Below are 13,650 nucleotides of genomic sequence, written 5' to 3'. Positions count from 1 at the left end.
GCGGCGCCGGAGCGGCGTTCGATCGGGTCCGAGCCGGGCCTGGGGCCGATGCCGGATTGGTCGGCTCACGTCCGCCGATGCGGTCGTGCCGCCGGGTGAACGCGCGAGCTCAGAATAATAAGCATTCTAAGGCAGGCCTCACCCTGGGCGCAACGCACGGACAGGGCCGGTCATCCTCGCTTGGTTGCGCTCAGATCATGCCGCGTGCGGCGGCGCACATGAGGTGCGGGTTCATGGGAACAACCTGAGATTGTGTCCGCGCGTCGGGCGTGGCCAGTCCGGCCGTGCCATCGCGTGCTGCCCGATCAACCTCTGCCGATCAGGGGCCTGGATCCCGCCCTGAGAACGCGGCGAGCCGGCGCCGTCACGCTCCAGCGATCTTCCACCAGAGCAGCGGCCCGCGACGATGGCGTTGATCAGCCGGAGCGCGGGTCCGGTGCTCACCCGTCGAAGATTTTGTCGTCTCCGATCAAAAGCTCACGTCCATTCTTCGGCATTGGGAAGCCGTAGCCTCTCCCGGGCCTGTCGAACACCAGGGTGCCCGCCTTGTGATAGGCGCTGGCATATAGTGAGATGCCGATTTTCTGGAGCGTGAGGTGGAGCGCTTGAAAGGCGTCGACGCCAGCGCCGAAGCTCTGTTCCGGAGCGTTCGGCCATTCAATCGTATAGCGGCAGATCCACATCCCGTCCGCGTTTTCAGGTTCGTGCATCGTAATCTTGCACGCCTTTGGCTCGGATCCGCCCTGTATCGAGAGAGATCGCTCCGCGATCACCATGGCTCGACCTCGAAAAGGCGCGATGACGCGTCGGAATCATCTCGTAGACGGCGAGTCGCAATGTTTCATATGTGCAGATCCGAATCAACCGCGGAAATTAAGCGGCCATTCGACTGAGAGTTTCACATTATTACGTGACTACATAAATATTGGCGGTAAAATACCGGAATTACATGAATATTTGACCGAAATTACTGCGCGTCTGCCGGATTTCCCAACTACACCGTCACCTGCGTCCCAACCTCCACCACCCGCCCGGTGGGGATCTGGAAGAAGTCCGTGGCGTCGTTGGCGTTCTTGGCGAGGGTGATGAAGATCCGGTCCTGCCAAAGCGGCATGCCGGAATGCGCCGCCGGCCGGATCGAGCGGCGCGACAGGAAGAACGACGTCGCCATGATGTCGAACTTGAAGCCCTGGCGGCGCAGCAGCACCAGCGTCTTCGGGATGTTCGGCGTCTCCATGTAGCCGAACTTCATCACCACCCGGTAGAAATGCGGGCCCACCGGCTCGATCCGCACCTTGTCGGCCTCGTTGGAGCGGGGCGTGTCCACCGTCTCGACGGTGAGGATCACGTTCTTCTCGTGCAGCACCTTGTTGTGCTTGAGGTTGTGCAGGAGCGCCGCCGGGGCGATCTCGGGATCGCTCGTGAGGAACACCGCGGTGCCGCGGACGTGGTGGGGCGGGCTCTTCTCCAGCATGCCGACCAGCTCGACCAGCGGCACGTCAGTCTTGCGGGTCTTGTTGAACAGGATCGTGACGCCGCGAACCCAGGTCCACATCAGGATGATCAGGCCGCCCGCCAGCAGGAGCGGCACGTAGCCCCCCTCCACCACCTTGATGAGGTTCGAGAGCAGGAACAGGAACTCCAGGACGATGAACGGCAGCATCACGGCGGCCGCCGCCACCGGCGACCACTTCCACATGCGCCACATCACCAGGAAGGTCAGGGAGGCGGTGAGCAGCATCGTGCCGGTCACCGCGATGCCGTAGGCCGAGGCCAGGGACGAGGAGGTCTTGAACAGGATCGCCAGCAGGACGACGCCGAACATCAGCAGGCCGTTGATCTGCGGGAGGTAGATCTGGCCGGCATGCGACTCGGAGGTGTGGCGGATCTCCAGCCGCGGCAGCAGGCCGAGCTGGATCGCCTGACGGGACAGGGAGAAGGCGCCGGTGATCACCGCCTGGCTCGCCACCACGGTGGCGATCGTGGCGAGCACCACCATGGGCAGCAGGCCCCAGGCCGGCACGAGCTGGAAGAACGGGTCGGCCGTGTCGGGCTTCTCCAGCACCAGGGCCGCCTGCCCGAGATAGTTGAGCGCCAGCGCCGGGAAGACGAGGCCGATCCACGCCACCTGGATCGGCTTGCGGCCGAAATGGCCGAGATCGGCGAACAGCGCCTCGGCCCCGGTCACGGCCAGGAACACGGCGCCGAGCGCCACCAGCGCGCCGGTGCCGTGGCCCAGCAGGTAGACCACGGCGTGCCAGGGATTGACCGCCCGGAACACCTCCGGGTGCAGGGCGATGTGCGGCAGGGCCGCCAGCGCCATCGCGACGAACCACACGATCGTCGCCGGCCCGAAGAAGGCCGCGACCTTGGCGGTGCCGCGATTCTGCACGAGGAACAGCGCGACGATGATCACCACGGTGATCGGCAGGACGTAGTCGTCGAGGGCGGGGGTGACGAGCTTCAGGCCCTCCACCGCCGAGAGCACCGAGATCGCCGGGGTGATGACCGCGTCGCCGTAGAACAGCGACGCGCCCATCAATCCCAGCATGAACACGATGCGCGAGCCGCCGAGCGCCTTCCGCGCCAAGGCCATGAGCGAGAGGATGCCGCCCTCGCCGTTGTTGTCCATGCGCAGCAGGATCGCGACGTACTTCACCGTCACGATCATGAAGAGAGCCCAGAGGATCAGCGAGACGGTGCCGATCACCTCCTCGGGCAGGAGGATGCCGTCGGTCCGGGCCGGGACCAGCGCCTCGCGGAACGCGTAGAGCGGGCTCGTGCCGATATCGCCGTAGACGACGCCGACGGAGCCGACGAGGAGCGTCCAGAAGCCGGCATGGCCGTGGCGCGTCTCCGCCTTCTCGGGGGCATCGAGGGTGCCGGAGGTCGCCGGCCCGTGCACGGCTCCCTGGCTGTCGGTGCCGTCGGCTCCCGCGGCGGTGCCGCGCGCGGCGTCGGGCGCGGGCTGGGCTGCTACGCCGGGTGCGAAGTTGTGGCTCATGCGGATGTCGGAAGCTCGGACGTGGCCGGCGCTTCGCGGTTCGGCTCAGGGGCCAGTCAGGGCCGGGCAGAAAACGCGAAGACTCCGCCGAACCGTGCGGGCCGGCCACCGGGCCGACCGCTCGCGGGATCGTGCGGCCTTGCTATCACGGCCGTGTGCGGCCGGAAACCGGGTGCCTCTGCGAAGATTGCGGCCCTGGGTTTCCGCCCGGCCGCCGCGCTCTCCCGCGGTGCGAAGGGGAAACGACGCGGACGGGCGCCGCCCCGCGCGGCCGCCGACCAGCCTCGGGGCTCAACCGGCCCGAGGGCCGGACTCACTCCGCAGCGGTGCGGGTGCCGCCGCCCTGCTGGCCGAATCGGCGCTGGATGTAGTCGATCACGATCGTCTCGAAATCCTTGGCGAGCGTCGGGCCGCGCAGGGTCATGGCCTTCTTGCCGTCGATGAAGACCGGCGCGGTCGGGGTCTCGCCGGTCCCGGGCAGGGAGATGCCGATATCGGCATGCTTCGATTCGCCCGGGCCGTTCACGATGCAGCCCATCACGGCGACGTTCAGCCCCTCGACGCCCGGATACGACTTCTTCCACTCCGGCATGGAGGTAACGATCCAGTTCTGGATGTCGCGGGCCAGCTCCTGGAAGGTCGTGGAGGTCGTGCGGCCGCAGCCCGGGCAGGCCGCCACCATCGGCACGAAGGTGCGGAACCCCATCGTCTGCAGGAGTTCCTGGCTCGCCTTGACCTCGACGCTGCGGTCGCCGCCGGGCTCGGGGGTCAGCGAGTAGCGGATCGTGTCGCCGATACCCTCCTGGAGGAGCACGCCGATGGCCGCGGAGGCCGCCACCAGGCCCTTGGAGCCCATGCCGGCCTCGGTGAGGCCGAGATGGATCGCGTAATCCGAGCGGCGCGCCACCTCACGATAGACGGCGATCAGGTCCTGCACGGCCGAGACCTTGGCCGAGAGGATGATTTTGTTCTGCGGCAGGCCGAGCTCCACGGCGCGGTCGGCGGAGCTGATCGCGGAGCGGACCATCGCCTCGCGCATCACCGCCCGGGCATCGATCGGCCGCGGCGCCTTGGCGTTCTCGTCCATCAGGTGGGTGAGCAGCTCGCCGTCCAGCGAGCCCCAGTTGGCGCCGATCCGCACGGTCTTGTTGTGCTTGATCGCCTGCTCGATGATCGCCGAGAACTGGGTGTCCTTCTTGTCCTTGAAGCCGACGTTGCCGGGATTGATCCGGTACTTGGCCAGCGCCTCGGCGCAGGCCGGATGGTCGGCGAGCAGCTTGTGGCCGATGTAGTGGAAGTCGCCCACCAGCGGTACGTGGACGCCGATCCGGTCGAGACGTTCGCGGATCTTCGGCACGGCGGCGGCCGCCTCGTCGCGATCGACGGTGATGCGGACGAGTTCCGAGCCCACCCGGGCGAGCTGGGCGACCTGCGCCACGGTGGCGTCGATGTCGGCCGTGTCGGTGTTGGTCATCGACTGGACGACGATCGGCGCGCCGCCGCCGACCATGACCGCGCCCTCGCCCTCGCCGACCGTGACGCCGACCGTGCGGTGGCGCGGGGCGGGGCCGGCGATCTCCGGGCCGCCTGCGGCCAGCGGGTTCTCGCCGGCGGGGATTTCGGCGGTGGTTTCGGAACGGGTGGCTTCCATGACTTCCATCGTGGACCTTCGCGTGCGCGCCTCGCGGGGTGCCGGAGCCGTCACGGCTGCCGGGCCGGTCCCGGGGACACGCCTCGCCGGAACTTCGGGGCTGCCGCGGGTTAGCTGCGGATCACCCGGCGCCGCGTCAAGCCGGCGCCGCGCAGGACAGCATCGCGGCTGTCATGTCGTATCCGGCCGCGGATGTCGAGTTTGCTGCACGTTCGACGGGCGACAGCCGCGGCGGCGACCGGGTTTTCATCCGTCGCTGTGGCCGATTCGCTCGGGTCGAGGCGAGGCAGAGGGTGGCCTGCAACCCTGGTTCCCGGTTGCTGTTGCACTGCAACATCCCATCTATCGCCCTGATCAGGAGGCCGACATGAGCGAGCAATCCGGCGGCACCGAGCCGCACAATCCCGCCACCGCTGTGCCCGAGTCGCCCGTCTCGGACGGCATCGACGCGCAGGCTTCGCAGACGCAGGGAACCCTGCTCGCCGGCCCCAGGGCCGAGAAGCCGGTCGCCCTGGCGCTCCAGGGGGGCGGCGCGCACGGCGCCTTCACCTGGGGCGTGCTCGACGCCCTGATCGAGGACGGGCGCCTCGGGTTCGAGGCGGTCACGGGGGCGAGCGCCGGGGCCATGAACGCCGTCGTCCTGGTGGATGGCTGGCTGAAGGGCGGTCCGGACGGCGCCCGCCAGGGCCTGGAGCGCTTCTGGCGGGAGGTCAGCCTCGACGGCGATCTCGGGCCGACCCAGCGCCATTTCGTCAGCGGCCTGTTCAGCCTGTGGAAGGGCAATCCGGTGGCCGAGTTCTGGTCGAAGGTGCTGGCGCCCAGCCCCTACGTGTCGAATCCGCTCAACATCAATCCGCTGCGCAAGGCCCTCGCCGAGCAGGTGGACTTCGCGCGGCTTCGCGAGGCGGATACGGCGGGCCTGTTCGTCTCGGCCACCAATGTCTGGACCGGCAAGCTCGCGGTGTTCGAGCGCGAGCGCCTCACCGTCGACCACCTGATGGCGTCCGCCTGCCTGCCGACCGTCTTCCACGCCGTGGAGATCGACGGCGTGCCATATTGGGACGGCGGGTATCTCGGCAATCCGCCGCTCTATCCCCTGCACCGCGGCGCCCAGACCCGCGACATCCTCCTCGTGCAGATCAACCCGGTCGAGCGGCGCGAGACTCCGCGCACGGAGAACGAGATCCGCGACCGGCTCAACGAGATCACCTTCAACGCCAACCTGATGCGGGAATTGCGGGCCATCGACTTCCTGGACGGTCTCATCGAGGAGGGCACCCTCGGCCAGGGCGAGTACCGGAGGGTTTTGGTGCACCGGATCGACGGCACCGATGCCCTTGAGGACTACAACGCGGCGTCCAAGCTCGACGCCCGCTGGACCGTGTTCAAGCGCCTGCGCGACAAGGGCCGCGCCGCCGCGCAGGCCTGGCTCGCCGAGAATTACGAGCGGGTCGGCCGGGATTGCACGATCGATCTGCAGCAGACGTATCAGTGATGGTCGACGTTTGCGGGGTATTGTGTAATATCGAGATGGAATAATTTTGAATAAACCGCGCCGTGATTGAAGATGATTTGCATCGTATTACTAATGTAATTCGATTGTGCCATGACTTGCATGCGAGAAATTTGCGCAGACTGAAACATATCGTTTACATGCCTCCCCTACGACCCGAATCCAGGATTGCGAAAGCTTGAGAGGTCTTCGCAATTTGGGGTGGGTGCTTAGAGCATGATATTTCGTTCGTCGGATTTCAGGATCAGCGTCAAGATCGCATTTGTCATGGCCTTGATGCTGGCCGTCATGGTCGCCGTTGCCGTGATTTCCTTACGGAATATCGGCCGGATACAGCATGCCGATGCTTGGACCGAGCACACGCAGGCCGTRCTCACGGAGGTTGGTCGGATGACCACCGGGATGATCGACCGGGAGACGGGCCTGCGCGGCTACATGATCTCCGGCGAACCCGGCTTCCTGGAACCCGATCAAGCCGGCCGCGACGTGTTCCGCGCGGCCTGGGAGAGGGCGCGGCACCTGACCGTGGACAACCCGGTTCAGGTGGCCCGGCTCGAAGCGCTGCGCGCCCTGGCCGGGCGGTGGGACGCGGAGTTCGCCGAACGCACGATCGCCCTGATGCGCGACCCCGCGACACGGGACGCGGCGCGCCGGATGGCAAGTTCGGGCGACGGCAAGGCGATCATGGACGGCATCCGGGCCAAGGCGGCCGAGATCGCCGAATCCGAACGGGTGCTGATGCGGCAGCGGGCCGTGGACAAGGAGCGGGCGATCACCGCGATGCGCCTGGCGTGCCTCGTCGGTCTCGGGGGCATGGTGGGGGTCGCCCTGATCGGACTCACGCTCCTGCAACTCGGGATCGCCAAGCCCATCCGCGCCATCACGGTCGCCATGGGGCGCCTCGCCGCCGACGACCTGTCCGCCGAAGTGCCCGGTGCCGGGCGCCGCGACGAGATCGGCGCGATGGCCGAATCCGTGGGCGTCTTCCGAGATGGACTGGCCCGCGCCAAGATCCTTGAAGTGGAGGCGGCCCAGGCACGGGCGGCCTCGGAAATCCAGCGCCAGGACGCCATGCGTGCCCTGGCCGACGGGTTCGAAGCAGCGGTCGGCGGCGTCGTGCGCGCCGTCTCGACGGCCGCGACCGAGCTGCAATCCATCGCCGAGAGCATGAGCGCGGCCGCCACGGTGACCGCGCAGCAATCGACCACGGTGGCGTCGGCGGCCGAGCAGGCGGCCTCGAACATCAACACGGTGGCGGCGGCGGCCGAGGAACTCGGCACCACCGTCACGGAAATCGGGCGGCAGGTGCAGGGTTCGGCGGGTTTCGCCAGCGCGGCCGTGACCGAAGCGGGGAAATCCGCCGGTCTGATGGAGACCCTGCGCGAGGGCGCCGCCCGGATCGGCGACGTGGTCGGCCTCATCTCTGGGATCGCCGCGCAGACCAACCTGCTGGCGCTCAATGCCACCATCGAGGCGGCCCGGGCCGGCGAGGCCGGCCGGGGCTTCGCCGTGGTGGCGAGCGAGGTCAAGGAACTTGCGGGTCAGACCGCCAAGGCCACCGAGGAGGTCGCGCGGCAGATCGGCGACCTCCAGTCCTGGACCGGAGACGCGTCCGAGGCGATCACGGTTGTCGTCGGCCGCATCCACGAGATCAGCGTGCTGGCCAGCGGCATCGCCTCCTCGGTGGAGCAGCAGGGCGCGGCCACCCAGGAGATCGTCCGGAACGTCGGGCATGCGGCGGTCGGAGCCGGCGCGGTGACGCGCAACATCGCCGGCGTCGCCCGTGCCGCCGAGGGTACCGGCGCCGCCGCCGCGCAGGTCCTGGGCTCGGCGTCCGGCCTCTCGACCCAGGCCCGGCAGCTCGACACGGAGGTTCGCCGCTTCCTGGCCTCGGTCCGGGCCGGATAAGGGGGGAGGATCCCGCCGATCGGGCGTGGCCCTGCGGCGAAAAGACCGGTCCGGTGGGAGAAACACCGGGCGGCTTGGCGCGTTCGCGCAGCTGAATTCGGAACGAGGCTGCCGCCATGACCGTTTTGCGCCGCGAGTTCCTGGTCCTCATCGGTGCCGGCCTTGCCGGCAGCGCCCGCGCCGCCGACGCGACGCGGGCGACGGATTTCGCCTTCGAGGCGCCGGAGGGCGGGCCGATGCCGCTCTCCGCCTATGCGGGCAGGCCCATCCTCGTGGTCAACACCGCCACGGCCTGTGGGTATGCCGGCCAGCTCGCCGGGCTGCAGACGCTGTGGACCCGCTTCGGCGACCGGGGTCTCACAGTGATCGGCGTCCCGTCCCCCGATTTCGGCAACCAGGAGCCCCTGGACGGTCCGGCCATTGCGGAGGCCGCGCGGAAGAATCACGGCGTCACCTTCCCGCTGACCGCCAAGACCCGGGTGAAGATGCCGGGCGCCCACCCGTTCTACCGCTGGGCGGCGGCCGAGCGTCCGGCCGAGACGCCGCGCTGGAACTTCCACAAGTATCTGATCGCCCGCGACGGCAGTCTCGCGGCCGCCTTCGCCACGCAGGTGGAACCCACCGATCCAAGGGTGATCTCCGGGATCGCCGCCGCCCTCGACCAAGCCTGAATGCGACGCCGGACCGCCATGCGGGATTAAACGGCCGGCGGCCGCCGTTCACACCCCATGGCATCGGACAAGATCAAGCGCCCGGACCTCATCGACCTGCTGGTGCCCCTGCGGCGCTACGCCCGGTCTCTCACCCGCGACACGCTGCGGGCGGACGATCTCGTGCACGACACCCTGGTGCGGGCTCTGGAGATGCAGGGCACGCTCCGGCCCAACACCAATCTGCGCACCTGGATGATGACGGTGCTGCACAACGCCTTCATCGACGAGCAGCGCCGACGGCAGGTCGAGGCGCGGCATGCCGATACGCTGGTGCGGATGTCCGAGGACATGGCGCCGCCGGCCCAGGAGGGGCAGGTGCGCCTCGCCCAGATCCGGCAGGCCTTCCTCACGCTGCCCGAGGAGCAGCGCGCCGCGCTTCACCTCGTCACCCTGGACGGCATGGCCTACGCCGACGCGGCGGCCGTGCTCGGCATCCCGATCGGCACGCTGATGTCCCGCCTCGGCCGCGGCCGGGCGGCCCTGCGGGCCTTCGAGGAGGGGACGCGGTCCGAGCGGACCTCCGGCGAGGCGGAGCCCGCCAGGATGTCCGAGAGGCCATCCGATCCGCGGCGCGGGCCGCCGTCCACGCTCAGACTCGTCGTGTCCGACGAGCCGCGGAGCCGTCCCGCCTGGTCCTTCCGGCGCGCCGCCGGGGAGAACTGAGGACGGCGCCGACGACCGGCCGGCACCCCGGTGCCGGCGCTGACTGACGATTGCGACCGGCGGACCGCCTCCGGGGCACGCTGGATTCGAGGACTTCACGATGATCGATCCGATCACAGACGACGATCTCATCGCCTTCGTCGACGGGCAGATCGACCCGATGCGCCGCCTCGACGTCGAGGCGCATCTGGCGGCCCATCCCGAGGCCGCGGCCCGGGTGATGGCCGAGATGCACGATCGCGATGCCCTGCGGGCCTGCTTCGAGCGCGTGCCCGGCCCCGGGCCGGACCGGAACGTCGTCCTCGCACGGCGCTTCGACCGGAACCTGCGCTGGCGGCGGGTCGCCTCCCGCCTGAAGCGGGCCGCGGCCATCGCGGTGCTGGTCGGCGCGGGCTGGCTCGCCCATGACGAGATCGGCCGGTTCGGCGTTCCCGACACCCAGGCGGCCACGCCCGATCCGGTTCTGATCGCGGATGCGCGGCAGGCCCGGGCCGTCGCGCAGCTGCGCAAGAGCATCGGCGGCCAGGGCGACGATCCCGTCTACGACCGCGGGCGCCTTCGCGCCGCCACCGGCATCGATCTTCCGGCGCTCCCCGATGGCTGGCGCGTCCGCGACATCCAGGTCTTCCCCGCCCGGCACGGCACCGGGATCGAACTCGCCCTGGAGGCCGGGCGCTTCGGCGAGGCGTCGCTGTTCGCCACCCGCGGCATCCGCGGTGGTCCGGCGACCCTCACCGGCTCGGACGACGGCGACGTCGTGTCGTGGAACGCCGGCGACACGGCCTACGCCTTGAGCGGCCCACGGGACGACGGGGATCTCCGGCAGGCGGCGAGCCTCCTCGGCGCCGGGACCAGCGTCCGCTGACGGCGGGCTGACCCGGCCCCCGACCCTCGACAGGGTGCCCCGGCGGGTGCCAAAGATCGGCCATGCAGGCCGCGGACTCAGCACGGGAAGATGACGGGCTCGCCGCCCTGTTCGCGGCGGCCCGGGCAGTGCGGGCGCAGGCGCACGCGCCCTATTCCCGTTTCCCGGTCGGTGCGGCGCTGCGCGACGAGCGCGGCGCGATCCATGCCGGCTGCAACGTCGAGAACGCGGCCTATCCCGTGGGCACCTGCGCGGAGGCCGGGGCGATCGCCGCCATGGTGGCCTCCGGCGGGCGGCGCATCGCCGCGATCCTGGTCTGCGGCGAGGGTGCCGGCCTCGTGACGCCCTGCGGCGCCTGCCGCCAGCGCATCCGCGAGTTCGCCGGGCCGGATACGCCGATCCACGCCGCGGGGCCGGACGGCGTCGCCCGCACCTTCACGCTGGCCGAGCTGCTGCCGGAATCCTTCGGGCCGGAGACGCTGGGTGAGTGAGGCCGCCGCCCTCGCCACGCTGCGCGCCGCTGGCTTCGGGGCGGGCTACGCCTGCGCGGTGGTGACCGGGACCGGCCTGGGCGCCGTCGCGGCGGCCCTCACCGAGTCGACCGCCCTCGACTACGCGGCGATCCCGGGCTTCCCCGGGCCGGGTGTCAGCGGCCATGGCGGCCGCCTGCACCGCGGGCGCCTCGCGGGGCGGACGGTCCTGGTCTTCGAGGGGCGGGCGCATGCCTACGAGCGCGGCGATCCGGCGGCGATGCGGGTGCCGCTCGCCTGCGCCCGGCACCTCGGCGCCCGGCGCTTGCTGCTCACCAACGCCTCCGGTTCGCTACGGCCGGAGACCGGACCCGGCAGCCTCGTGCTGCTCGCCGACCACATCAACCTGTCCGGCCTGAACCCGCTGATCGGCGAGGCCAGCGACGCCCGCTTCGTGCCGATGACCGAGGCCTACGATCCGGATCTGCGGGCAGGGCTCCGGGCGGCGGCCGGAGCCTGCGGCCTGCCCCTGGGCGAGGGAATCTACGCGTGGTTCTCCGGCCCGAGCTTCGAGACGCCCGCGGAGGTCCGGATGGCCGGCCTCCTGGGGGCCGACCTCGTGGGCATGTCCACCGTACCGGAGGTCATCCTGGCGCGCTTCCTCAGCCTGCCGGTGGCGGCGGTCTCGGTGGTGACGAACCTGGCCGCCGGGATCGCGGGCGGCGCGCCGCACCACGCGGAGACGAAGGCGGTGGCGGCCCGGGCTGCGGCGGATCTCGGCCGCCTGGTCGGGGCGTTCGTGGCCGGCCTGCCCGAGGGAGAGAGCGACGATGACTGACACCGAAGCCGGTGCGATCGCCCGCCGGGCGCTGCCGCTCCTCGACCTCACCGACCTCGGCGAGACTTGCACCGAGACCCGGATCGATGCCCTCTGCCGGGACGCGAAGCGTGGCGCCGTCGCGGCGATCTGCGTCTGGCCGCGCTTCGTCGAGCAGGGCGCCCGGGCGCTTCACGGCACCGGCATCCGTGTCGCTACGGTGATCAACTTCCCCGCCGGCGGCGAGGATTGCGCCCGCGCCACGGACGACACCGCCGAGGCCCTGCGCGACGGCGCGGACGAGATCGACCTCGTCCTGCCCTACCGAGCCCTGCTGCGGCGCGATGCGGCCGTGGCCCGCGACATGGTCGAGGCCGTGCGCGACACCTGCGGGTCCGCGACCCTCAAGGTGATCCTGGAGACCGGCGAACTCGGCGATCCGGAGACGATCCGAACGGCGAGCCGGCTCGCCCTGGAGGCCGGGGCCGACTTCCTCAAGACCTCCACGGGCAAGAGCCCGGTCTCGGCGACCCCGGAGGCCGCCGAGGCGATGCTGGCCGAGATCCGCGCGAGCGGCCGCCCCGCCGGCCTCAAAGTCTCCGGCGGCCTGCGCAGCGTCGGCGATGCCGCCACCTATCTGGCCTTGGCCGACCGGATCATGGGGCCGGACTGGATCAGCCCCAAGACCTTCCGGCTCGGGGCGAGCAGCCTGTTCGAGACCCTGATGCAGGCGCGGGACCTCTGAGCGTGCGGCTGCCCCAGGAGACGATCCGCGCCAAGCGCGACGGCCTACCCCTCGACCCGGAGGAGATCCGGGCGTTCGTGGGCGGCCTCACCGACGGTACGGTGGGCGAGGGGCAGGCGGCGGCCTTCGCCATGGCGGTGTTCTTCCGCGGGCTGTCGCTGCCGGAGCGGGTGGCGCTGACCCGGGCGATGGCCGAGTCGGGCCGCGTCCTCGCCTGGGACCTGCCGGGGCCGGTCCTGGACAAGCACTCCACCGGCGGCATCGGCGATACGGTGAGCCTCCCGCTCGCCGCGATGGTGGCGGCCTGCGGCGGCTACGTGCCGATGATCTCCGGCCGGGGCCTCGGCCATACCGGCGGGACGCTGGACAAGCTCGGCAGCATCCCGGGCTACGACGCGACGCCTGGGCTCGACGTGTTCCGCCGGGTCGTGGGGCAGGTCGGCTGCGCGATCATCGGCCAGACCGCCGACCTCGCCCCTGCGGACCGGCGCCTCTACGCGATCCGCGACGTGACCGGTACGGTGGAATCCCGCGACCTGATCACCGCCTCGATCCTGTCGAAGAAGCTGGCCGCGGGGCTCGACGGGCTGGTGATGGACGTCAAGCAGGGCTCAGGCGCCTTCATGGCGAGCCTGCCCGAGGCGCGGGCGCTCGCCGAGAGCATCGTCACGGTGGCGGAAGGGGCGGGCCTGCGCACCGCCGCGCTGATCACCGACATGGACGCGCCCCTCGCCAGCGCCGCCGGCAACGCCGTCGAGGTCGCCTACGCGATCGACTACCTGACCGGCGCGCGCCGCGAGCCGCGCTTCCACGCGGTGACACTGACGCTCGGGGCCGAGATGCTGGTGGCCGGCGGCTTGGCGGCGGACCGCGACGCCGCCGCCGAACGGCTGGAGCAGGCCCTCGCCTCGGGTCAGGCGGCCGAGCGCTTCGCCCGCATGGTCGCGGCGCTCGGGGGACCGGGCGACCTGCTGGACCAGCCGGCAAAATATCTGCCGGAAGCCCCGGTTCGGAGGCCGGTGCATCGGGAGGGGACCATTGCGGGCGTGGCCACGCGCGCGGTCGGCTTGGCGGTGATCGCACTCGGCGGCGGGAGGACCCGGCCGGAGGATGGCATCGATCCGAGGGTCGGTTTTACGGACCTTGCGCGGCCCGGCGAGTCCAGCGGCCTCCTCGGGGTCGTCCACGCGGCCGACGCAGCGTCCGCGGACCGTGCAGAGGCTGCGCTGCGGGAGGCCTACCGGATCGGAAGCCCTCCCGAGGACCGGCCAGCGGTCCTCGAGCGGATCGGAGCCGGTTAG

Annotated in this window: 12 protein-coding genes; 9 read left to right on the top strand and 3 right to left on the bottom strand. The window is 70.4% G+C overall.

The window, feature by feature from the left end; translation table 11 throughout:
* Positions 1 to 440: 440 nt before the first annotated feature.
* The 3 genes from AC1DXK_RS13390 to ispG all read right to left on the bottom strand — a co-directional run bounded on the left by AC1DXK_RS13390 (position 441) and on the right by ispG (position 4,664).
* On the bottom strand, positions 441 to 776 hold the full coding sequence (locus AC1DXK_RS13390; protein ID WP_457108131.1) for a DUF6968 family protein: 336 nt from the start codon (positions 774 to 776) through the stop codon (positions 441 to 443).
* 218 nt (positions 777 to 994) lie between these two features.
* Positions 995 to 3,004, bottom strand: coding sequence for a potassium transporter Kup (locus tag AC1DXK_RS13385; RefSeq protein WP_477298007.1), 2,010 nt, complete (start codon positions 3,002 to 3,004; stop codon positions 995 to 997).
* Between the two features lie 313 nt (positions 3,005 to 3,317).
* On the bottom strand, positions 3,318 to 4,664 hold the full coding sequence (gene ispG / locus AC1DXK_RS13380) for a flavodoxin-dependent (E)-4-hydroxy-3-methylbut-2-enyl-diphosphate synthase (protein ID WP_457108129.1): 1,347 nt from the start codon (positions 4,662 to 4,664) through the stop codon (positions 3,318 to 3,320).
* Between the two features lie 358 nt (positions 4,665 to 5,022).
* On the opposite strand from ispG, the gene AC1DXK_RS13375 reads away from it, so the two are divergent.
* The 9 genes from AC1DXK_RS13375 (at position 5,023) to deoA (ending at position 13,650) form a co-directional block, all read left to right on the top strand.
* Entirely contained in the window at positions 5,023 to 6,150 is a 1,128-nt protein-coding gene (locus AC1DXK_RS13375; RefSeq protein ID WP_457108128.1) for a patatin-like phospholipase family protein, read from the top strand.
* Positions 6,151 to 6,384: 234 nt separating this feature from the next.
* Entirely contained in the window at positions 6,385 to 8,076 is a 1,692-nt protein-coding gene (locus AC1DXK_RS13370) for a methyl-accepting chemotaxis protein (protein WP_457108127.1), read from the top strand.
* A gap of 116 nt (positions 8,077 to 8,192) precedes the next feature.
* Positions 8,193 to 8,747 carry a glutathione peroxidase gene (locus tag AC1DXK_RS13365; protein WP_457108126.1) on the top strand — a complete coding sequence of 185 codons (555 nt, stop codon included), beginning with the start codon at positions 8,193 to 8,195 and terminating at the stop codon, positions 8,745 to 8,747.
* A 57-nt stretch (positions 8,748 to 8,804) separates the two neighbouring features.
* Positions 8,805 to 9,452, top strand: coding sequence for a sigma-70 family RNA polymerase sigma factor (locus AC1DXK_RS13360; protein WP_457108125.1), 648 nt, complete (start codon positions 8,805 to 8,807; stop codon positions 9,450 to 9,452).
* Positions 9,453 to 9,552: 100 nt separating this feature from the next.
* The gene (locus AC1DXK_RS13355; RefSeq protein WP_457108124.1) at positions 9,553 to 10,317 is read left to right on the top strand and encodes an anti-sigma factor; all 765 of its coding nucleotides are present in this window, start codon (positions 9,553 to 9,555) and stop codon (positions 10,315 to 10,317) included.
* A 62-nt stretch (positions 10,318 to 10,379) separates the two neighbouring features.
* Positions 10,380 to 10,808 (top strand): cytidine deaminase, encoded by a 429-nt coding sequence (locus AC1DXK_RS13350; RefSeq protein WP_457108123.1) that lies wholly within the window; start codon positions 10,380 to 10,382, stop codon positions 10,806 to 10,808.
* On the top strand, positions 10,801 to 11,625 hold the full coding sequence (locus tag AC1DXK_RS13345) for a purine-nucleoside phosphorylase (protein ID WP_477298004.1): 825 nt from the start codon (positions 10,801 to 10,803) through the stop codon (positions 11,623 to 11,625). The genes AC1DXK_RS13350 and AC1DXK_RS13345 overlap by 8 nt, the downstream gene beginning before the upstream one ends.
* Positions 11,618 to 12,349 carry a deoxyribose-phosphate aldolase gene (deoC, locus tag AC1DXK_RS13340; RefSeq protein WP_457108121.1) on the top strand — a complete coding sequence of 244 codons (732 nt, stop codon included), beginning with the start codon at positions 11,618 to 11,620 and terminating at the stop codon, positions 12,347 to 12,349. Before AC1DXK_RS13345 ends, deoC begins: the two co-directional genes overlap by 8 nt.
* A gap of 2 nt (positions 12,350 to 12,351) precedes the next feature.
* Positions 12,352 to 13,650 (top strand): thymidine phosphorylase, encoded by a 1,299-nt coding sequence (gene deoA / locus AC1DXK_RS13335; RefSeq protein WP_457108120.1) that lies wholly within the window; start codon positions 12,352 to 12,354, stop codon positions 13,648 to 13,650.

This window comes from Methylobacterium sp. P3_A11 (assembly GCF_056403155.1).
The sequence above is the reverse complement of the archived record's forward strand: the minus strand, read 5'-3'. Positions and strand labels throughout refer to the sequence as shown.

Coding starts and splice junctions, on each gene's coding strand:
- AC1DXK_RS13360 (WP_457108125.1), top strand. CDS start 8,805: ATGGCATCGGACAAGATCAAGCGCCCGGACCTCATCGACCTGCTGGTG.
- AC1DXK_RS13350 (WP_457108123.1), top strand. CDS start 10,380: ATGCAGGCCGCGGACTCAGCACGGGAAGATGACGGGCTCGCCGCCCTG.
- AC1DXK_RS13355 (WP_457108124.1), top strand. CDS start 9,553: ATGATCGATCCGATCACAGACGACGATCTCATCGCCTTCGTCGACGGG.
- ispG (WP_457108129.1), bottom strand. CDS start 4,664: ATGGAAGTCATGGAAGCCACCCGTTCCGAAACCACCGCCGAAATCCCC.
- AC1DXK_RS13390 (WP_457108131.1), bottom strand. CDS start 776: ATGGTGATCGCGGAGCGATCTCTCTCGATACAGGGCGGATCCGAGCCA.
- AC1DXK_RS13385 (WP_477298007.1), bottom strand. CDS start 3,004: ATGAGCCACAACTTCGCACCCGGCGTAGCAGCCCAGCCCGCGCCCGAC.
- AC1DXK_RS13365 (WP_457108126.1), top strand. CDS start 8,193: ATGACCGTTTTGCGCCGCGAGTTCCTGGTCCTCATCGGTGCCGGCCTT.
- deoC (WP_457108121.1), top strand. CDS start 11,618: ATGACTGACACCGAAGCCGGTGCGATCGCCCGCCGGGCGCTGCCGCTC.
- AC1DXK_RS13375 (WP_457108128.1), top strand. CDS start 5,023: ATGAGCGAGCAATCCGGCGGCACCGAGCCGCACAATCCCGCCACCGCT.